The sequence below is a fragment of the Chryseobacterium sp. genome (genome assembly GCF_022712095.1).
Taxonomy (GTDB): Bacteria; Bacteroidota; Bacteroidia; order Flavobacteriales; family Weeksellaceae; genus Chryseobacterium.
The window spans coordinates 1-19,454 of sequence record NZ_JALAHD010000262.1; the positions used below are offsets into that span (position 1 = coordinate 1).

The following is a 19,454-nucleotide window of genomic DNA, read 5'->3' on the forward strand; positions in this document are numbered from 1 at the left end:
GATATTTATTAAACTAGTTAAATGTGTAGGATTTTATGTTAAACTAATTTAGCATTAAAATTAAAAGACATGGAAAATAGAATATTAGGACTGCATCATATAACAGCCATTGCAGATAATGCAAAAAGAAATCTGGATTTTTATACTCAGGTATTGGGGGTAAGACTTGTAAAGAAAACCGTCAATTTTGATGATCCCGGAACCTATCATTTTTATTTCGGAAACGAAAATGGGACACCCGGAACTATTCTCACTTTCTTTCCCTGGGAAGGAATAGGGAAGGGAACAAATGGAAGCGGACTGGCAACTCATATCGGGTACTCTGTTCCTAAAGGAAGCCTGGGATTCTGGAAAGACCGTTTGAAAAGCTTTAATGTAAATGTACAGGAAAGCGAAATTTTTGGGGAAAAAGTGATCTCCATTACAGATCCGGACGGACTTCAGTTACAGTTTACAGAAGCTCAGAACGAAGACTTGCGAAAAGTCTGGACTACGGAAGATATTAAAGAAGAAAATGCACTGAAAGGATTTCATAATGTAACCCTAACATTGAAGAAAGCAGAACCTACTATAAAAGTTCTTACCGACATTTTGGGATATGATCTTCAGAAACAGGACGGAGGAAGATACCGTTTTGAAACCAGTGCTATTGAAACCGCTAATCTTATTGATATCATTGAAAATGAAAAAGTTCCGGCTGGAAGAAATGCAGCAGGTACCAATCACCACATTGCCTTCCGTGTAAAAGATGACAATATCTTAATGGAATACCGTGAAAAAGTATTATCGGCAGGATTAAGCATTACCCCAAAAGTAGACAGGGATTATTTTTACTCTCTTTATTTCCGTGAACCGGGAGGTGTTTTATTTGAAATAGCAACCGATAATCCCGGATTTACAGTAGATGAACCTTTACATGAGCTGGGATCTTCTCTCAAACTTCCCAAACAATACGAGGGAGTCCGTGAGAAAATAGAAGGAGTCCTGCCAAACTTATCATAGGATAGTATTCAATAAATAGAAAGGTAATAAATTAGTGATAACAAAAAAATAAATAAAATGGAAAGAACAGAAGTCATTTTAGAAGGAAGAAAAGGAGAAATCCAATTATTCTCCGATGATAAAAAAGCCGGAAAGATGGATATTTCGGTGATAGGAGATAAGCTGACCGTTTATCATACGGAAGTTAATCCTGAATATGAAGGAAGAGGTTTTGCTAAAATTTTATTGGAAAGACTGGTGTCTTACGCAAGAGAAAATGAATTGAAAATACTTCCGCTATGTCCTTACGTACATGCCCAGTTCAAACGTCATCCGGAAGAATACAATGATGTTTGGTTAAAAGAATAAAAAATAAGCCGGAACTTAAGCTTCATCAGCCGGGATAATCATTTTGCTTATCTAAAAATCAGTACAAAGACTGCGTCAAAAAATTATATAAAAAACAATCGGAAACCAAAAAAACTTACCATATTATGTCACTTATCACAGGACTTCATCACGTTACGGCCATCACAGGGGATGCACAGGAAAATATTGATTTTTATACAGGAGTTCTGGGACTTCGCCTTATCAAAAGAACGGTTAACTTTGATTATTCCGAAGTCTATCATTTCTATTTCGGAGATGAGTTCGGAACTCCCGGAACTATTATGACCACTTTTCCCTATGGAAAAGGATTAGTCAACGGAAGACACGGAAAAGGAATGCTGAATACTACCGCTTTTTCAATATCAATTGACGGACTGGATTATTGGATGGCACGGTTAGACCAGTTTAATATTTCTTATAAGCAGCCACAGCAGAGATTTTCGGGAGAAGTATTCATTTATCTTGAAGACTTTGACGGATTAGGACTGGAGCTTGTATTTAATGATAAAGATAGCAGAAAAGGATATAATAATGGATTTATTCCTGCTGATTATGCCATAAAAGGGATTCACCATGTTGAAATATGGCTGGATGCTTATGAAAGAACGGCAGCTTTGCTTACCAATCAGATGGATCATCAGCTGGTTTCCGAAAGTTCTGACAGGTTCCGTTTCGGAGTGGAGAGCCTCCCCGGAAAATATGTAGACCTTGTGTGTACACCTTCCGCATTAAAAGGGCTGGCCGGAAGAGGAACTGTTCATCATGTTGCCTTTGCTGTTCCGGATGCAGAAGCTCAACTTGAAATGATGGAAAGATTAAATGCATTGGGATTAAAACATACGGAAGTTAAAGATCGTAAATATTTTACGTCCATCTATTTTAAAGAGCCGGGAGGAGTTTTATTTGAAATGGCTACTTCAGGTCCCGGGTTTGATGTGGATGAAGAGCTGGCTTCTCTGGGAGAGAATCTGATGCTGCCTCAGCAGTTTGAAGAGCAAAGACCACATTTACAGGAAGTACTCCCGAAATTTACATATCCGGTAGAAAAATACAGATAAGATCATGAACCATACATTAGATATAAAAACAGCAGGAATTCCGTTGAAAGAGGCACAGAAGGTGCTTATCATGATTCATGGAAGAGGGGGAAGCGCAGAAGATATTTTAACTTTATCCAGACATCTGAATGTAAAGGATTATGCGTTAATGGCACCTCAGGCTTCCAACCATACCTGGTATCCTTACTCTTTTATAGCACCTGCAGAGCAGAATGAACCCTGGTTGTCTTCAGCGGTAGATATCATTGGCAAAACCGTAAAAAAAGCTGTGGATGAAGGAATAAAGTCTGAAAATATTTATTTTTTCGGATTCTCTCAGGGGGCCTGCCTTACCATGGAATATATTTCCAGAAATGCGCAGCGATATGGAGGAGCAGTGGCTATCATAGGAGGATTAATCGGAGATAAGATCAATAGTGAAAACTATAAAGGTGATTTCGAAGGAACTCCGGTGTTTTTGGGAACCAGTAATCCCGATTTTCATGTTCCGGTGGAAAGAGTATATGCTACCGCTAATATTTTAAGAGAAATGAATGCTGAAGTAACCGAGAAAATATATGAAAACTTCGGACATTCCATTAATCAGGAAGAAATAGAATGGGCCAATTCAATTATTTTTAAATAAAAAATAAAAATAACCCGTATTTTTAGTGACGAAAATGGTGGAACTCATTTTGGAAATGTAGAAATTGAGCTCAAAAATCAAGGTGAGATAGGTTTTCTTTCCAATGAATTTAAGACTGATAAACTACAGTTCAGAAAAGTATCGGCTGACTATGATTATGACTATCATTGCGCTCCGCAAAAGCAGTATATCATATTACTGGATGGAGGAGTGGAAATAGAAACCTCGTTATGTGAGAAAAGAAAATTCAGGACAGGGGAAATTCTTTTGATGGAAGACATTACAGGTAAAGGACATAGAACAAAAAATCTGGAGAAAAAAGAAAGGACATCCGTGTTCATTCATATTTAAATAACTAGTTATAGCAGACGCATTGATCATGCATGAAAAATTACTTCCCATACTGGCACTTTTAATTCTTGTGTTGCTGCTGGTTATGGTGGCACAGCGTATTAAAGTGGCTTATCCTATCTTTTTGGTTATAGCAGGATTAGGAATAAGCCTTATTCCGGGAGTTCCTGTTTTAAAACTGGATCCTGAAATTGTTTTTATGATTTTCCTACCTCCGCTTTTATATGAAGCGGCCTGGTATACCTCATGGAATGATTTCTGGAAATGGAAACGGACGATTGCCCTTTTGGCTTTCGGGCTCGTATTTCTAACCTCCATTGTAGTGGCATATGCCTCACAGGCACTGATCCCTGGATTTACGCTTGCTTTAGGGTTTCTGTTGGGAGGAATTGTTTCACCTCCCGATGCGGTGGCAGCTACTACCGTTTTGAAAGGGTTGAAAGTTCCTAAAAGAACAATCACAATGCTTGAAGGAGAGAGTCTGGTTAATGATGCATCCTCCCTGATTATTTTCCGTTTTGCGCTGGCAGCAGTACTTACCGGAGCCTTTTCTATGGAGGAAGCAACCGGACAGTTTTTTATAGTAGCGGGATTGGGAATTGTAGTAGGGATAGTAGGGGCTCACGTATTTTACGTTATCCATCGCTTTTTACCTACAACACCTGCTATTGATGCAGCATTAACAGTGATTACTCCCTATATTTTATTCCTTACTGCAGAACATTTTGAATATTCCGGAGTAATGGCGGTGGTAAGTGGCGGTTTATTTATGTCTTTCAGGTCTCATGAAATGTTTAAAACAGGAAACACAAGAGTCAATATGGTAGGAGTCTGGAATACACTGATCTTTGTGATGAATGCACTGGTGTTTATCCTGATAGGGTTAGAGCTCCCCGATATTATCCAGGGATTGGGAGAAACTTCCTTGATGGAAGGAATAAAATATGGACTACTCATCAGTTTAATTGTTATTGTTGTACGTTTACTGTGGATTTATCCGGTGGCTCATATCCCAAGATGGGTAAGTAAAAAGATTCGGCAGGATCCTACACCCGGCTGGAAGAATCCTCTGATTATTGGTTGGGCCGGAATGCGCGGGGTGGTGTCTTTAGCGACAGCACTTTCCATTCCTGTAATGATGACTGATGGAACAGCATTTCCTGTGAGAAACCTTATTATCTTCATCACCTTTGTAGTGATTTTTATAACCCTTGTTTTTCAGGGATTAACCCTTCCTTTATTGATTAAACTGGTTAACCTTGGAGAAATTGATCCTATTAAGCCCGCCCATGAGCAGCAGGCAAGAATAAGGGTAGAGCTGGATACTCTTGCCTTGGAAAGAATCGGAGAAAAATATCCTTCCAGTCTTGAGACGAACGGATTAGTCCAGAACCTTAAAAAATCCCTTGAAAACAGTATAAGAGTAAATCAAAATCATTTAGATTCACTTGAACTGTCTGCAAACAGGCAGGATAATTTAAAAGAATATCGTGAAATTATGCTGGATATTTTTGAGCAGCAGAGAAAAGAATTGTTTAAAATGAAAAAACAAAAACTCTTCAGTGATGAAGAAATCAGAAAAGCTGAATCCCAGCTTGATCTGAATGAGCTTAAAATAACAGGAACCAAGCATTTGTAATTACTTTACAGAATTATTAAACTAAAAAATTATATACAATGAAAATATTACAATTTTTAGTGATAGGAAAGAATCAGGAAATTCTTGATACTTTGAAAAGGATTATAGAAAATAATGAAGGGTGGCTGGCAGAAATTTGCAATGACGAAAAGCACTGTTATCAATACCTTGAAAATAATCATGTGGATGTGGTACTTTTAAGTTCCGGACTGGATGAAGAATTTGAGAAAGAGATCAAAGTTTTTTGTGAAAATATAGAGGGGCGGGTTGAAGTAATAGATCATTATGGTGGAGGAAGCGGGTTATTAAAGAATGAAGTTTACAGTCTTTTTCCTAATTTGCTGCCATAAACTTTAACCCATGTTTGAAAGTATCATTAAGAATGTCACACGCTTTATCAGCCTTAACGTAAATGAAGAAAAATTGTTTACGGATTTACTGACCTGCAAATCGCTACCTAAAAAAACGGTTTTATTGAGGGAAGGTGAGATCTGCCAATTTGAAGGCTACGTCCAGAAGGGCTGTGTAAGAGTGTATTATCTTGATGATAATGGTTTTGAAGTTACTATACTTTTTGCTATCGAAGACTGGTGGATCAGTGATATAGCTTCATTTCAGGAGCAGAAGCCTTCTAAGCTCTATATGGAAACCCTTGAAGATTCAGAGATCTATCTGCTTAATCCAGCCACTAAGGAAAAGCTCTTGGAATCTATACCTAAATTTGAACGGGTGTTCAGAATGTTGGTACAGAGAAATCTTTCCACCTTACAGAACCGGCTGATCAATACCCTTTCAAAAACTGCTACTGAACGCTATCTGGAATTTATAAAAGTATATCCTTCCATTCCTCAGCGTGTGGCACAATACTATATTGCTTCCTATTTAGGGGTTTCAAAAGAGTTCGTAAGTACTATCAGAAAACGCCTTGCTGCCAAAGAAAATAAATAACCGTTTTATTTTGAATCCGCCGGCTTATTAAATTATAATGTATTTATCCTTATTAATTTACAATAGTCAAAATAGAATATTGATTTTGTGTATTTTAACTTGTTTTTAATCTGTTAAATCTATGAACAAAAAAATAATTTATTAAACTAGTTTAATGTACACCTTTTTCTGTCTCTCTAAATTTGTTTCATCAAGAAGAATAAATAAAAATAGATATGGACAGAAAAGATTTCTTAAAAAAAGGTTTACTGGGACCCGGAATGTTTGTCGCATCAGCATCATTGGCGAATACCATGAAGAATGACATTGATGAAATTGAACCTCTGGAACCTATAGGATACAATCATCTTCCCAATCCTGAATCTAAAATAAAAGATAATTCAGTACTCCATAAAGCAGATTCAAGAGGAAAAGCAGATCATGGCTGGCTGCTAAGCCAACATACTTTCAGTTTTGCCAATTACCATAACCCAGAAAGAATGCATTTCGGAGTCTTAAGAGTACTTAATGATGATAAAGTAGAAGCGGGAAGAGGATTCGGAACCCATCCCCATGATAATATGGAAATCATCAGTATTCCGCTGGAAGGTGATTTGGAACATAAAGACAGCATGGGAAATACAACGGTGATTAATGACGGAGACATTCAGGTGATGAGCGCAGGGACCGGTATTATGCACAGTGAATTCAATAAAAACAAAGATCGGTTTGTTAAATTTCTCCAGATTTGGGTATATCCGAATAAAAGAAATGTAAGTCCGAGATATGATCAGATGACTTTAGACAGAACCAAAATGCAAAATAAATTTCAGCAGATTCTTTCACCTAATGCGAATGATGAAGGAGTCTGGATTCATCAGGATGCATGGTTTCATATGGGAACTTTTGAAAATAATTTTCAGACTGATTATAAAGTAAAGAAAAAAAGAAACGGAGTATATGCTTTTATCATTAAAGGAAGTGCGGAAATAGCCGGAGTGCCGCTGGAAGAAAGAGATGGATTCGGAGTTTGGGATATTACGGATATTCCTGTGAAAGCAACTTCAGAAGGTACAGAGATTCTGTTGATGGATGTGCCGATGACGATGTAAAATAGCGACCCGTTTATAGATTGTTGTGAGTCCTCTTGTATCAAGAGGATTCTTTTGTTAATAAAATCTTTTCAAAAATCCCATCTGGAAAAGTCAAAAAAAATCCTGAAATTTGTATTCCTTTTTAAAATTTCCAGTTCATGAAGTTGTGTATTGCCGAAAAACCCAGTGTTGCCCGAGATATAGCGAAAGTATTGGGGGCCACTACGCCCAAACAGGGGTATATGGAGGGAAATGGCTATTGTGTCACATGGACTTTCGGACATCTCTGTACACTCAAGGAACCTCATGATTACGGACCCGAGCTCAAATCCTGGAGCCTTATTTTTCTTCCTATCATACCTAAGAATTTTGGAATTAAACTTATTCCCAATAAAGGAGTTGAAAACCAGTTTAAAGTAATAGAAAAACTGGTGGAAGAATGTGATGAGGTTATTAACTGCGGGGATGCCGGCCAGGAAGGGGAACTTATACAGCGCTGGGTATTGCAGAAAGCAAAATGTAATAAACCTGTTCAGCGTTTATGGATTTCCTCTCTTACCGAAGAAGCGATACGGGAGGGATTTGCAAGCTTAAAACCTGCTGAAGATTATAAAAATCTATACCTTGCAGGAAATGCAAGAGCGATAGGAGATTGGCTGCTGGGAATCAATGCAACCAGACTTTTTACTAAAAAATTTGGTGGAAATAAAGCAGTCCTTTCCATAGGAAGGGTGCAGACACCTACCTTAGCAATGCTGGTTCAGCGTCAGAAAGAAATCGACAGCTTTACCATTGAGGAATATTGGGAGCTTAAGACCAAATACCGTGATGTGATCTTCAATGCGGCTATTGATAGATTAAAAACATTAGACCGTGCAGAAAAAGGATTAGAATACCTTAAGCAGAATCCATTTGAAATTGTCTCCTTTGAAATTAAAGAAGGAAAAGAGAAGAACCCTCGGCTTTTCGATCTTACCGGACTTCAGGTGGAAGCCAACAGAAAATATGGATACTCGGCAGAGAGTACATTAAAATATGTGCAAAGTCTTTATGAGAAGAAGCATGTAACCTATCCCCGTGTAGATACTACCTATTTATCTGAAAGCCTTTATCCGAAAATTGAAGGTATTCTCAGGAAAATGACCTTCTATCACGAACTTGTTGCTCCGTTATTAGAACAGCCTATTCCAAAATCCAAAGCAGTTTTTGACGACGCTAAAGTAACAGATCACCATGCTATTATACCTACGGAAGTTCAGCCGTCACAAAATCTGAGCAGAGAAGAAAAACTGGTTTATGATCTTATTGCCAAACGTTTTATTTCAGTATTTTATCCTGAATGTAAAATATCCAATACTTTAGTAGAAGCTCAGGTAGGAACCATTCCGTTTAAAACAAGCGGAAAACAGATTCTTGAGCCTGGATGGAGAGCTGTTTATGCAAAAGATATCAAAGAGCCATCCGAAAAAGAAAAGGATAAAGAAGAAGAACAAACCATTCCTGAATTTACAGCAGGAGAAAGCGGGCCCCATGAACCCATGATTCATCAGGGAAAAACTTCACCCCCTAAACCCTATACGGAAGCAACGTTGCTTAGAGCCATGGAAACTGCCGGAAAACAGGTAGAAGATGAAGAGCTGCGGGAGCTGTTGAAAAATAATGGAATCGGCAGACCTTCCACCCGTGCCAATATCATAGAAACACTTTTCAAACGAAAGTATATTGAAAAGAAAAGAAAAAATCTCATTGCAACGCAAACGGGAATTCAGCTGATTGATACCATAGAAGACGAACTTCTTAAAAGTCCTGAACTAACGGGAGAATGGGAATTAAAGCTCCGTAAAATTGAAAGCGGGGAATACGAAGCCAATCAGTTTAAAGAAGAGCTCATACAGATGGTAACCGATCTTACCCGGAAAGTAGTGGACGGAAAAGGAAAAGTAATTGCTTTACAGGAAGAAGAGAAAGAAATTAAAGAAAAGAAAAAGAGAGAGCCTGCGCCTAAGAAAGAATTGCAATCCTGGGAAGAAATAAAATGTCCGAAATGTAAAGAATACCATCTTATCAAAGGTAAAACAGCGGTCGGCTGTTCAGATTATAAGAATTGTAATTTTAAAGTTCCGTTTGAAATTTTTGGAAAAAAACTTTCTGAAAAACAGCTTATGGACTTAGTTTTAAAAGGGAAAACTTCAAAGCTGAAAGGATTCACTTCTCACCCTGATGGAACAGCAGAAGGATCACTATCCTTATCCGATCACTTCGAAATTATATTGAAGTAAGAGGTTTTTATTTAAAATGAAGCGTAGCGTAATCTCCAATAAATCTGGACTTTCATAGGTTTATCTCGTAAATTTATTTGTTATTTTTGCAGATAACAATTTAATCCATATCCATGACACCGGAAAAAAAGCAGCTCATTGTTGACAGTTTCAACCGTTCTGAAACCTTAAAATTTTATAACGCAGAACTTCTTGATGTAGACACAGATTATGTTTCCATTAAAATTCCTAAAATGGAAATGATGACCCGGAAAGCAGGAATGTTCAATGGTGCTATGATTGCTTCTCTCGTAGATGTATCCGCAGGTTATGCTGCAGTAAGCCACTATGAAGAAGACTGCTATGTGGTTACTGTAGAATTAAAAGTTAATTATTTAAGACCCGCAATAGGAGATGCATTGGTTTCAAAAGCTTATGTCATTAAAGGAGGTAGTAAGATCAGTGTAATCCGTGTTGAAATTTATACCGTAAATGAACAGGGAACTTCTGAACATCATGCCGCTACGTCACTGGTGACTATGATGAAGATCAAATAGTTTTTATTGTAGATTCTTCATTTTCATTACTTTATTTTGAATACCCAAGGTTTTTATTTGTGTATAATAAAATTTATTGGAAATATATTTTCTGATTTAATATATAAAAACCTTTATTGATCGTTAAATTTCAAAGTTATGGAATGGGTTTTGATAATACTATTTAAACTATAAAAAAAATATACCTATGAATTTAATTATCAGATTACTGATCACAGCAGGTGTTGCATTCCTGCTGACAAAAGTATTACCCGGTGTTCATTTTGACGGATTCTCTTCAGCAATTATTTTTGCAATTGTATTAGGGCTTCTCAATACATTTGTAAGGCCTATTCTGGGATTTTTCGGATTACCGCTTACGATTCTTACCCTCGGACTCTTTTCGTTGGTTATTAATGCCTTAATCATTCTGTTGGCGGAATATTTTATCAGCGGAATGGTGGTAGATGGTTTCTGGTGGGCCTTTATATTCAGTATTTTATTGTCTTTATGTACTTCATTGGTAGGTTCTTTGCTTACAGATGGAGATTAATTACGCATAATAAATCAAGATTCATATAAAATTCGCCATGTTTTCATTGGCGAATTTTTATTTTAATATTAACTTTGACAATCTTTGATAGAGTAAAAATTTGTGAAGTCTTTGATTGATTTCATATTCATAGCAAAAAAAGATTATCAATATATGAAACTTAAGTACAGTCTGCTTGCTTTGGCAGCACCACTCTTAATGAATGCACAACAACGAATGACTCCTGAGATCCTTTGGACCCTTAAAAAAGTAGGAGTTCAGGCAGTATCACCGGATCAGTCCTCTCTTATTTATAAAGTAGGGCAGGTGGATTTAAAAACAGAAAAAACAAACACTGAAAACTATTTTCTGAATATTCTTAACAATCAGTTTTCTAAGATAGATTTTGGAAAAAAATCCCTTATTCAATGGGATAAAAATGGAATCTATGCGCAGGAAGGAGATAAAATTTATCTTTCAAAAGACAATGGTAAAACATGGGGTGAATTCTATACCATAGGAGAAGCTGATAATATTGTGATTTCACCGGACGGAAAGAAAATAGCTTTCAGCAAGCAGGTATTGGTGGAAAAACTAATGGGGAAAGATAAATATGCTGATACTCCTAATACTACAGCCCAGATTTATACTGATTTGAATCACAGACACTGGGATTATTTTAATGAAGGGAAATATAACCATGTTTTTGTAGTAAATACCTCTGAGCAGGTAGGCGCTGCAAAGGACTTACAGGAGGGAAAAGCCTGGGATTCTCCACAAAGACCTTTTGGAGGAAGTGAGGATTTCATCTGGAGTCCGGATTCTTCACAGCTTTTATATGTGATGAAGCCTAAAAGTGGAAAAGACTATGCTACAAGTACCAACACGGATATTTTTGCTTATGATCTAGTTTCAGGAAAAACTAAAAATCTGACAGAATCCAACAAAGGATATGATATAAATCCTAAATTCAGCCCGGATGGACAGTCTCTGTCCTGGCAGAGTATGGAGAGAGACGGATATGAAGCGGATAAAAATGACATCAAGGTAATGGACTGGAAATCCGGAAAAACATCTAATCTTACTAAAGGGTGGGATGAAAGTGTTTCCGGAGATGTATTCTGGAGCGGTGATTCAAAAACTATTTATTTTACTTCGGCGTTCAGAGGAACAAAACAGCTTTTCTCTTTAGATCCTAAAACTTCAAAAGTTCAGCAGCTTACAAAAGGTGATTTTGATGTGAATGAGATCTTTGCTGATAATAAAACTTCTCTTTTAGTAGGAAGAACAGATATTAATCATGCTACCGAATTATTTTCTGTAAGTATAAGGAACGGGGAAATGAAGCAGGTAACCCATGCTAATAAAGATACCTATGCCCAATTAGCCCAGGGAAAATCTGAGCTGAAAATGGTAAAAACTTCTGATGGAAAAGAAATGGGAGTATGGTTCCATTATCCGCCTAACTTTGACCCGAATAAAAAATATCCGACTTTATTGTATTGCCAGGGGGGACCACAATCTGCATTGACACAATTCTTCAGTACGAGATGGAATTTTGCATTGATGGCAGCTAACGATTATATTATTGTAGCACCTAACCGTAGAGGAATGCCGGGATGGGGAACAAAATGGAACGCAGATATTTCAAAAGACTGGGGTGGGCAGCCGATGAGAGATTATCTGGCAGCAGCTGATTATGCGAAAACCTTACCTTATGTAGACGGAGACAGAATGGGGGTAGTGGGAGCAAGCTATGGTGGGTACAGTGTATTCATGTTAGCGGGAATTCATGATAACAGATTTAAAACATTTATAGCTCATGATGGATTGTTCGATATGAAATCCTGGTATCTTACCACTGAAGAGCTTTGGTTTGCCAATTGGGATTTAGGAGGTTCACCTTATGATAATCCGGTTCCTAAATCATATACGGAATTTAATCCGAGTAATTTTGTAAATAAATGGAACAAACCTATTATGGTTATCCAGGGAGGAATAGATTTCCGTGTACCTTACGAACAAGGGCAGGAAGCGTTCCAGGCTGCAAAGCTAAAAGGTTTAAAAACCAAATTCCTTTACTTTCCTAATGAAAATCACTGGGTGCTTCATCCGCAAAATGCATTGGTGTGGCAAAGAGAATTCTTTGAATGGTTAAAAGAAACACTTTAAATATAAGGAAGCGGGCTTAAGCCCGCTTTTTTATTGTAAAAACTAAAGGCTTTAGCCAAAATTTATATATTTGACTCATGCAAGAACGAATCTCCTCATTTCCACCGTTGATAGACTCTGCTTCTGAAATATTGATTTTAGGCTCGATTCCAGGAGTAAAATCATTGGAAATGCAGCAATACTATGCCCATCCTCAAAATAAATTCTGGAGAATTATCTCTCAATTATTTAATGAAGAATTTACGGAAGTTTATTCGGAAAGAATTCAGCTTTTAAAAAAATATCATATTGCTCTTTGGGATGTTATAGATTCCTGTGAAAGAAAAGGAAGTCTGGATTCTGAGATCAGAAATGAAGAAGCTAACCAGATTGGAGAGCTGTTGGAAGAATATCCGAATATTAAAGCTATTTTTTGTAATGGTGGAAAATCCTATAAAAACTTACAGAAGATACTGGGAAAGGATTTTAAATTACCTGTAATTCTTTTACCTTCCACCAGCCCGCTTCATACTGTTTCATTAGAAAAAAAGCTTGAAGCCTGGATGCGGATTCTGGATTTTGTTAAGGTATAAAAAAAGCAAAGGCAGTAAATACCTTTGCTTCTATCTTATTTGTGTGTAAGATTATATCCTATTTTTGTAAAGTATAAACCTCTTCATAAGGCTGGATTAATACCCATCCGTTTCCTGAAAACTTCATTTGAAATTCCTCACCGCTGCCTCTTCCGATAAGACTCTTAAGGGAAACATTTGTTTTAAGCTCAGGCTTTAAATTCCCAGACCATGCTACTGTAGCATTCGGATCTGTAAATACCGGGCTGTCCGGTGTTACCATTAATGTCAATGGATCACCGTGAGTAGTGATGGCAATGTGTCCCGTTCCTGAAAGTTTTACCTGGAATAATCCTCCGGACATTACTCCTGCAATGCTTTTTAGCATAGTAATATCACTTTTTATAGTTTGGTCATGAGCAAGAATATCATTTCCGTTCACACATATTGACTCATTGCTTAAATGAAGAACGCGAACTTTTTTCCCGGAATCGGCAACATATAATTTTCCGGTTCCTTCCGCTTTCATCAATTTGGCGCCTTCACCGCTAATTGCTTTTTTCAGAAGATTTCCTATTCCTCCGGATAGCATTCCCTGTCTTTCAAACTTGATATTTCCTACATATCCAACCATACTTCCTGTTTTAGTCCATACAAACTGGTTGTTTAGGTTAATTTCAAGCATCTGAGGTTTCTCAAGTTCAAAATAATCTCTTTCATCCGGATTCTCTCTTGTCTCGGCTACAAAAGATTCTACTGAGTATTTATTCATAAGTGTAATTTTTTGGTTCGCAAAAGTAGATAAATTTTCGTTCATTAAATACAGTGATAATACGGTTTTTTAATATGCATTAAATTAAAACTTGACAAAGGGGTATTCAATATCGTATATTTGCAGTCCGAAAAATTACCTATTGTAATTTTAAATAATTTTTAAACCGTAATTTAAAAAATGAAAACATCAGATTTTAATTTTGATCTTCCTGCTGAACTATTGGCAGAACACCCTGCAGAACACAGAGACGAAGCCAGGTTAATGGTTCTCGACAGAAAAACAGAAACTATTGAACATAAACTGTTTAAAGATGTTGTGGATTATTTTGATGAGAAAGATCTATTTATATTCAATAATACTAAAGTTTTTCCTGCACGTCTTTATGGAAATAAAGAAAAAACAGGGGCTAAGATTGAAGTATTCCTTTTAAGAGAATTAGATAAAGAAACCAGAGTTTGGGATGTACTTGTTGATCCTGCAAGAAAAATCAGAATCGGTAACAAATTATTCTTCACTGAAGATGAATCTTTAGTAGCTGAAGTTATTGACAACACAACTTCAAGAGGAAGAACACTGAGATTTTTATTTGATGGTTCTTATGAAGAATTCAGAACCAAATTGAAAGAATTGGGAGAGACTCCGCTTCCAAAATACATCAAAAGAGATGTAGAGCCTTCTGATGCTGAAAGATACCAGACGATTTATGCAAAAATAGAAGGAGCTGTAGCAGCACCTACTGCCGGATTGCACTTCTCCAGACATTTGATGAAGAGATTGGAAATTAAAGGAATTGATTTCGCAGAAATTACTCTACACGTTGGATTAGGAACATTTAACCCGATTGAAGTAGAAGATCTTTCCAAACATAAGATGGAATCGGAAGAAATCATTATCGATGAGAAGAATGCTGAAATCATCAATAAAGCAGTAGAAGCCAACAGAAGAGTTTGTGCAGTAGGGACTACTACAATGAGAGCGTTGGAAACATCTGTTTCTTCCAATAAAAAAATCTCTGCGTTCAGTGGATGGACTAACAAGTTTATTTATCCGCCTCATGATTTTGGAGTAGCTAATTCCATGATTACGAATTTCCACACTCCTAAATCTACCTTAATTATGATGATCGCTGCGTTTGCAGGGAAAGATTTTATCATGCATGCCTATGAAGAAGCCGTAAAAGAGAAATATAAATTCTACTCTTATGGTGATGCTATGTTAATTCTATAAAACTATGTATCAATGTAGAATGTACAAAGCATAGTGTATTCCTGAGGGATGAGACCTTAAAAATACATTATAATTTCTTTGTACATTTTACATTATACTTTTTACAACAATGAAAGATATTCGGACATTATCATTAGACCAGCTTAAAGACTACTTTGTGTCTTTGGGAGAAAAACCTTTCCGTGCGAAGCAGGTCTATGATTGGCTGTGGAGTAAAAATCTTCATTCTATTGATGAGATGACCAATCTTTCAAAACCTCTTCGTGAAAAAATATCCGAAGAATATACCATTAATCCCGTTTCCGTAGACCTTCTGCAGAAAAGCTCGGACGGAACCATTAAAAATGGGGTAAAACTTCATGATGGTTTAATGGTGGAATCTGTGTTAATTCCTACGGAAACCCGTACAACAGCTTGTGTTTCTTCACAGGTAGGCTGCTCGTTAAATTGTGAGTTTTGTGCTACTGCCAGACTTAAAAGAATGAGAAATCTTGAAGTGGCAGAAATTGTAGATCAGGTGGCATTAATAGATAAGCAGAGTAAATTATATTTCGACCGTCCTCTTTCCAATATCGTATTTATGGGTATGGGAGAGCCGATGATGAATTATAAAAATGTGGTGGAAGCTATTAAAAAAATAACCCAGCCCGAAGGTTTGGGGATGTCTCCAAGAAGGATCACTGTTTCTACATCGGGAATTCCAAAGATGATAAAAATGCTTGCAGATGATGAGCTCAGAGTGAAATTAGCTTTATCTTTACATTCCGCGATAGAATCGAAACGTAACGAAATTATGCCTTTTTCTGATAAGTTTCCATTAACTGAAATTATGGAATCCCTTCAATACTGGTATGAAAAAACAGGATCGGTTATTACCTTTGAATATTGTGTATGGAAAGGAATCAATGATAAAGATGAAGATATTAAAGCTTTGATCAGATATTGTAAGCAGGTTCCTTCTAAAGTTAATTTAATTCAGTATAACCCGATCGGTGATGGAAAGTATGACCAATGCAATAAAGAAGCAGAGGAAAATTATGTTCGTCAGTTGGAAAAAGCTGGTGTTACCGTAATGATAAGAAGAAGCCGTGGAAGTGATATAGATGCGGCATGCGGACAGCTTGCCAACAAAACTACCGATTAAAATTTCATTAAAAAAAACTTAATTTTTTTTTATCCATTTTTTAAAGCGCTACTTTTGCACTAAACTTTAAGTGATGATGGATTTCCTTCTTGGTGAAGACGGATTAGAAAATGTTTATGCTTGGGCAATTCCCTTTCATGCCACGGTTATTCTGGCTGAAATGATTTATAGTCATGTCTCAGAAGCAAAACTCTATAATGGTAAAGATGTAGCGACCAGCGTATATCTTGCGCTTCTCAACTTTGGCCTTGATCTTTTGATGAAAGCCTTCGCTATGGGAGTGATGTTTTTCTTTTATAATTATCGACTGATTAGCTGGGATTTTACGATCTGGTATTGGATCATTTGTTTTGTAGTAACGGATTTTGCCTACTATGTCTTACACTATGTAGATCACCATTCCAGAGCATTCTGGGCTGTTCATATTACCCATCATAATTCTGAATATTTTAATCTGACTACAGGCTTCAGAAGTCCTGTTTTCCAGCCTTTATACAGATATCTGTATTTCTCTCCATTAGCCTTTTTAGGATTTAATCCCTGGCATATTATGGTGGTATACGCCATAGGGCAGGTATATGGAACTTGGGTACATACTCAGACAGTGAAGTCTATGGGTTTCCTTGAGCATATACTGGTAACACCTTCCCATCACCGTGTACATCATGCCTGCAATATTAAATATCTGGATAGAAATATGGGAATGTGCCTTATTATCTGGGATAAAATTTTTGGTACTTTTGAAAAAGAAGATCCTAAAATCCCTGTTAAATTTGGAATATATCCTAAGATGCCGGATAACCGGCCGGATACCGTATTATTATACGAGTGGAGGAAAATCTGGAAAGATATTAAGCAGCCCGGATTGAAAATTTCAGACAGATTTAATTATCTCTTTAATGCTCCTGGATGGAAACATGACGGTACCGGAAAAACAGTGAGGCAGTTCCAGAAAGAATACTTTGAAAAACAGAATAAGAAGAAACAGATGCCCGGTTAATCTAAAAGCTTATTTTTGTTGTATGAAAAAGTTTATCCTGATCATTACCTGTTTTATTTTTCAGGCAGCCTTCTCTCAACAGACTGAGATTTTCAAAATAAGAAAATACAGGGTAAATTATCTTAACGACCGTATAGAAGAGTCTTCCGGACTTAATTTTTTTGAAGGAAATTTATATACTTTTAACGATAGTGGAAATGCCCCTGAAATTTATAAAATAGATCCGTTATCCGGTGATATTCTGGAAACCCTCAAAGTGCCGGCTAAGAATATAGATTGGGAAGCATTAACCAATGATGGAGTTAATTTTTATATCGGGGATTTTGGAAATAACGCCGGAACGAGAAAAGATTTAAAGATTTACAAAGTTCCTTTTACAGCTTTTGATTCTATTAAAACTATTTCCTTTTTTTATCCTGAGCAGAAAGATTTTACGTCTAAAAATATCAATAATGATTTTGATGCCGAAGCGATGATCTATCTCAATGGAAAAATTCATGTATTTACTAAAGAATGGGCCTCCAGAGCTACAAGTCATTATATAATTGATCCAGAGATTTATTTGGAACAGCCTGCTGAAAAAACAGAATCCTATAAAACCAATTTTGTAGTAACAGATGCATCTTATTTTAATAAGAAACTCTATCTCATAGGATATACTAAAAAAACAGAAGTATTTTTGGATATTTTTTCAGAAACGGAACCCGGAGTCTTTTTTAAAGAGACTCCCAAACATTATTATTTGGGGAGCGCTTTAGGTATTGGACAAATAGAAGGTATTGCCGTAAATGATGATGGGATCTATATTTCCGGAGAGAAATTCCATTCGCCATTGGGGAATACCAGGCCAAGTTTATATTTTATTCCAAAAGAACAGTTCAATCCCTGAATTTTAGCTGTTAATTTGGATGAAAAAAATTATCTTTGTTTAAATTAATAATTATATCCCCTCAACTTTAGATTGTGGCTAATATTGTAGAAGAAATCAAGCAACCGATTAATGAAGAAATGAAACTTTTTGAACAAAAGTTTTATGAATCAATGCAAAGCAAAGTTCCCTTACTTGATAAAGTAACCCGCTTTATAGTTACTACAAAGGGAAAACAGATGCGTCCCATGTTTATTTTTCTTTGTGCAAAGCTCATAGGGGAAGTGAATGAAAAGACGTATCGCGGAGCGTCCATGATAGAGCTGATTCATACAGCAACATTAGTTCATGATGATGTGGTGGATGAAAGCTTCAAAAGAAGGAATTTTTTCTCTATTAATGCTTTATGGAAAAATAAAATTGCCGTATTGGTTGGCGATTACTTATTATCAAAATCCGTATTGCTTTCTACCGACCATAAAGATTATGATTTACTCTCTGTTATTTCCAGAACGATCCGGGAGATGGCAGAAGGGGAGCTTCTTCAGCTGGAAAAGGCAAGAAAACTGGATATTACAGAAGATGTATACTACGAGATTATCCGTCAGAAAACAGCTACATTAATCGCAGCATGCTGTGAAATTGGTATATTATCCAATAGCTCTGATGAGAAGCTGGCTAAAAAAATGCAGGATTTCGGAACCTACACCGGAATGGCATTCCAGATTAAAGACGATTTATTCGATTATCTGAGTTCTAATTTTATCGGAAAACCGGTTGGGATCGATATCAAAGAACAGAAAATGACACTCCCGTTAATTCACACTTTGAAAGTAGCGGGTGAATCAGACCGGAAATATTATTTTAATACAATAAAGCGTTATAATAATGATCAGAAGAGGGTAAAAGAATTAATCGCTTTTGTAAAGAGTTCGGGAGGCTTGGATTATGCCATTGGAGTTATGAAGGATTTCCAGCAGAAAGCCAAAAATATTCTTGATGAATTTCCCGATTCTGATGCTAAAAAGTCATTACATATTATGCTGGATTACGTAATTGAAAGAAAATTTTAACTAAATAATTTTTACAGTTACGATAATAACAGCCAGTACTATGCAAAATAATGCAATTAAAAATAAATAATCCGCAATACTCTCATACTGAGTTTCTCTGCTGTGTTTTTTAGATCGTATTGCCAGAAATGAAAAGAAACAGCTACACGCAAAAAGGAGACACGCTAACCCTGCAAATTCGTCTAAATAGGTGCTGTGGCTTATTTTTGTGATTTTCAGAGAAGTAATAATAATTAAAGAAAACCCTAAAAGA

The 19,454-nt window shown here is 36.6% G+C and carries 20 protein-coding genes; 18 read left to right on the forward strand and 2 right to left on the reverse strand.

The window, feature by feature from the left end:
- Nucleotides 1–69: 69 nt before the first annotated feature.
- From Q0A18_RS13400 to Q0A18_RS13460, 13 genes are all read left to right on the forward strand, one after another.
- Nucleotides 70–1,002, forward strand: coding sequence for a ring-cleaving dioxygenase (locus tag Q0A18_RS13400; RefSeq protein ID WP_292010657.1), 933 nt, complete (start codon nt 70–72; stop codon nt 1,000–1,002).
- Between the two features lie 57 nt (nt 1,003–1,059).
- Complete coding sequence (locus Q0A18_RS13405; RefSeq protein WP_292010658.1) at nt 1,060–1,350, forward strand: GNAT family N-acetyltransferase; 291 nt, start codon at nt 1,060–1,062, stop codon at nt 1,348–1,350.
- Between the two features lie 125 nt (nt 1,351–1,475).
- Entirely contained in the window at nt 1,476–2,429 is a 954-nt protein-coding gene (locus Q0A18_RS13410) for a VOC family protein (RefSeq protein ID WP_292010659.1), read from the forward strand.
- Between the two features lie 4 nt (nt 2,430–2,433).
- Nucleotides 2,434–3,054, forward strand: coding sequence for a dienelactone hydrolase family protein (locus Q0A18_RS13415; protein WP_292010660.1), 621 nt, complete (start codon nt 2,434–2,436; stop codon nt 3,052–3,054).
- A gap of 379 nt (nt 3,055–3,433) precedes the next feature.
- Nucleotides 3,434–5,044, forward strand: coding sequence for a Na+/H+ antiporter (locus Q0A18_RS13420; protein ID WP_292010661.1), 1,611 nt, complete (start codon nt 3,434–3,436; stop codon nt 5,042–5,044).
- 38 nt (nt 5,045–5,082) lie between these two features.
- Nucleotides 5,083–5,394 carry a hypothetical protein gene (locus Q0A18_RS13425; RefSeq protein ID WP_292010662.1) on the forward strand — a complete coding sequence of 104 codons (312 nt, stop codon included), beginning with the start codon at nt 5,083–5,085 and terminating at the stop codon, nt 5,392–5,394.
- Nucleotides 5,395–5,404: 10 nt separating this feature from the next.
- The gene (locus Q0A18_RS13430) at nt 5,405–5,992 is read left to right on the forward strand and encodes a Crp/Fnr family transcriptional regulator (protein WP_292010663.1); all 588 of its coding nucleotides are present in this window, start codon (nt 5,405–5,407) and stop codon (nt 5,990–5,992) included.
- 215 nt (nt 5,993–6,207) lie between these two features.
- Complete coding sequence (locus tag Q0A18_RS13435; RefSeq protein ID WP_292010664.1) at nt 6,208–7,083, forward strand: pirin family protein; 876 nt, start codon at nt 6,208–6,210, stop codon at nt 7,081–7,083.
- Nucleotides 7,084–7,223: 140 nt separating this feature from the next.
- On the forward strand, nt 7,224–9,344 hold the full coding sequence (locus Q0A18_RS13440; protein ID WP_292010665.1) for a type IA DNA topoisomerase: 2,121 nt from the start codon (nt 7,224–7,226) through the stop codon (nt 9,342–9,344).
- 113 nt (nt 9,345–9,457) lie between these two features.
- Complete coding sequence (locus tag Q0A18_RS13445) at nt 9,458–9,880, forward strand: PaaI family thioesterase (RefSeq protein WP_292010666.1); 423 nt, start codon at nt 9,458–9,460, stop codon at nt 9,878–9,880.
- Between the two features lie 187 nt (nt 9,881–10,067).
- Nucleotides 10,068–10,412: a phage holin family protein gene (locus Q0A18_RS13450; protein WP_292010667.1), complete on the forward strand. Its 345-nt coding sequence runs from the start codon at nt 10,068–10,070 to the stop codon at nt 10,410–10,412.
- 153 nt (nt 10,413–10,565) lie between these two features.
- On the forward strand, nt 10,566–12,563 hold the full coding sequence (locus tag Q0A18_RS13455; protein ID WP_292010668.1) for a S9 family peptidase: 1,998 nt from the start codon (nt 10,566–10,568) through the stop codon (nt 12,561–12,563).
- A 77-nt stretch (nt 12,564–12,640) separates the two neighbouring features.
- Entirely contained in the window at nt 12,641–13,135 is a 495-nt protein-coding gene (locus Q0A18_RS13460; protein WP_292010669.1) for a DNA-deoxyinosine glycosylase, read from the forward strand.
- A gap of 58 nt (nt 13,136–13,193) precedes the next feature.
- On the opposite strand, the gene Q0A18_RS13465 is transcribed toward Q0A18_RS13460, so the two are convergent.
- On the reverse strand, nt 13,194–13,886 hold the full coding sequence (locus Q0A18_RS13465; RefSeq protein WP_292010670.1) for an AIM24 family protein: 693 nt from the start codon (nt 13,884–13,886) through the stop codon (nt 13,194–13,196).
- Nucleotides 13,887–14,066: 180 nt separating this feature from the next.
- Here Q0A18_RS13465 and queA point away from each other — a divergent pair, with 180 nt between their 5' ends.
- The 5 genes from queA to Q0A18_RS13490 all read left to right on the forward strand — a co-directional run bounded on the left by queA (nt 14,067) and on the right by Q0A18_RS13490 (nt 19,201).
- Nucleotides 14,067–15,116: a tRNA preQ1(34) S-adenosylmethionine ribosyltransferase-isomerase QueA gene (gene queA / locus Q0A18_RS13470; RefSeq protein WP_292010671.1), complete on the forward strand. Its 1,050-nt coding sequence runs from the start codon at nt 14,067–14,069 to the stop codon at nt 15,114–15,116.
- Nucleotides 15,117–15,225: 109 nt separating this feature from the next.
- Entirely contained in the window at nt 15,226–16,260 is a 1,035-nt protein-coding gene (rlmN, locus tag Q0A18_RS13475; RefSeq protein ID WP_292010672.1) for a 23S rRNA (adenine(2503)-C(2))-methyltransferase RlmN, read from the forward strand.
- Between the two features lie 73 nt (nt 16,261–16,333).
- Nucleotides 16,334–17,260, forward strand: coding sequence for a sterol desaturase family protein (locus Q0A18_RS13480; protein WP_292010673.1), 927 nt, complete (start codon nt 16,334–16,336; stop codon nt 17,258–17,260).
- Between the two features lie 22 nt (nt 17,261–17,282).
- Nucleotides 17,283–18,149, forward strand: a complete 867-nt coding sequence (locus tag Q0A18_RS13485) for a hypothetical protein (RefSeq protein WP_292010674.1) — start codon at nt 17,283–17,285, stop codon at nt 18,147–18,149.
- 74 nt (nt 18,150–18,223) lie between these two features.
- The gene (locus tag Q0A18_RS13490) at nt 18,224–19,201 is read left to right on the forward strand and encodes a polyprenyl synthetase family protein (protein ID WP_292010675.1); all 978 of its coding nucleotides are present in this window, start codon (nt 18,224–18,226) and stop codon (nt 19,199–19,201) included.
- Here the strand turns inward: Q0A18_RS13490 and Q0A18_RS13495 are convergent.
- Nucleotides 19,202–19,454: hypothetical protein (locus tag Q0A18_RS13495; protein ID WP_292010676.1), on the reverse strand; the 253-nt coding region annotated here is incomplete at its 5' end.

Excerpts from the sequence above, each read along its gene's own strand:
- Q0A18_RS13480 (WP_292010673.1), top strand. The coding sequence starts at position 16,334 with ATGATGGATTTCCTTCTTGGTGAAGACGGATTAGAAAATGTTTATGCT.
- Q0A18_RS13400 (WP_292010657.1), top strand. The coding sequence starts at position 70 with ATGGAAAATAGAATATTAGGACTGCATCATATAACAGCCATTGCAGAT.
- Q0A18_RS13420 (WP_292010661.1), top strand. The coding sequence starts at position 3,434 with ATGCATGAAAAATTACTTCCCATACTGGCACTTTTAATTCTTGTGTTG.
- queA (WP_292010671.1), top strand. The coding sequence starts at position 14,067 with ATGAAAACATCAGATTTTAATTTTGATCTTCCTGCTGAACTATTGGCA.
- Q0A18_RS13405 (WP_292010658.1), top strand. The coding sequence starts at position 1,060 with ATGGAAAGAACAGAAGTCATTTTAGAAGGAAGAAAAGGAGAAATCCAA.
- Q0A18_RS13485 (WP_292010674.1), top strand. The coding sequence starts at position 17,283 with ATGAAAAAGTTTATCCTGATCATTACCTGTTTTATTTTTCAGGCAGCC.
- Q0A18_RS13445 (WP_292010666.1), top strand. The coding sequence starts at position 9,458 with ATGACACCGGAAAAAAAGCAGCTCATTGTTGACAGTTTCAACCGTTCT.
- Q0A18_RS13465 (WP_292010670.1), bottom strand. The coding sequence starts at position 13,886 with ATGAATAAATACTCAGTAGAATCTTTTGTAGCCGAGACAAGAGAGAAT.
- Q0A18_RS13410 (WP_292010659.1), top strand. The coding sequence starts at position 1,476 with ATGTCACTTATCACAGGACTTCATCACGTTACGGCCATCACAGGGGAT.
- Q0A18_RS13430 (WP_292010663.1), top strand. The coding sequence starts at position 5,405 with ATGTTTGAAAGTATCATTAAGAATGTCACACGCTTTATCAGCCTTAAC.
- rlmN (WP_292010672.1), top strand. The coding sequence starts at position 15,226 with ATGAAAGATATTCGGACATTATCATTAGACCAGCTTAAAGACTACTTT.
- Q0A18_RS13455 (WP_292010668.1), top strand. The coding sequence starts at position 10,566 with ATGAAACTTAAGTACAGTCTGCTTGCTTTGGCAGCACCACTCTTAATG.
- Q0A18_RS13460 (WP_292010669.1), top strand. The coding sequence starts at position 12,641 with ATGCAAGAACGAATCTCCTCATTTCCACCGTTGATAGACTCTGCTTCT.
- Q0A18_RS13435 (WP_292010664.1), top strand. The coding sequence starts at position 6,208 with ATGGACAGAAAAGATTTCTTAAAAAAAGGTTTACTGGGACCCGGAATG.
- Q0A18_RS13450 (WP_292010667.1), top strand. The coding sequence starts at position 10,068 with ATGAATTTAATTATCAGATTACTGATCACAGCAGGTGTTGCATTCCTG.
- Q0A18_RS13425 (WP_292010662.1), top strand. The coding sequence starts at position 5,083 with ATGAAAATATTACAATTTTTAGTGATAGGAAAGAATCAGGAAATTCTT.
- Q0A18_RS13440 (WP_292010665.1), top strand. The coding sequence starts at position 7,224 with ATGAAGTTGTGTATTGCCGAAAAACCCAGTGTTGCCCGAGATATAGCG.
- Q0A18_RS13415 (WP_292010660.1), top strand. The coding sequence starts at position 2,434 with ATGAACCATACATTAGATATAAAAACAGCAGGAATTCCGTTGAAAGAG.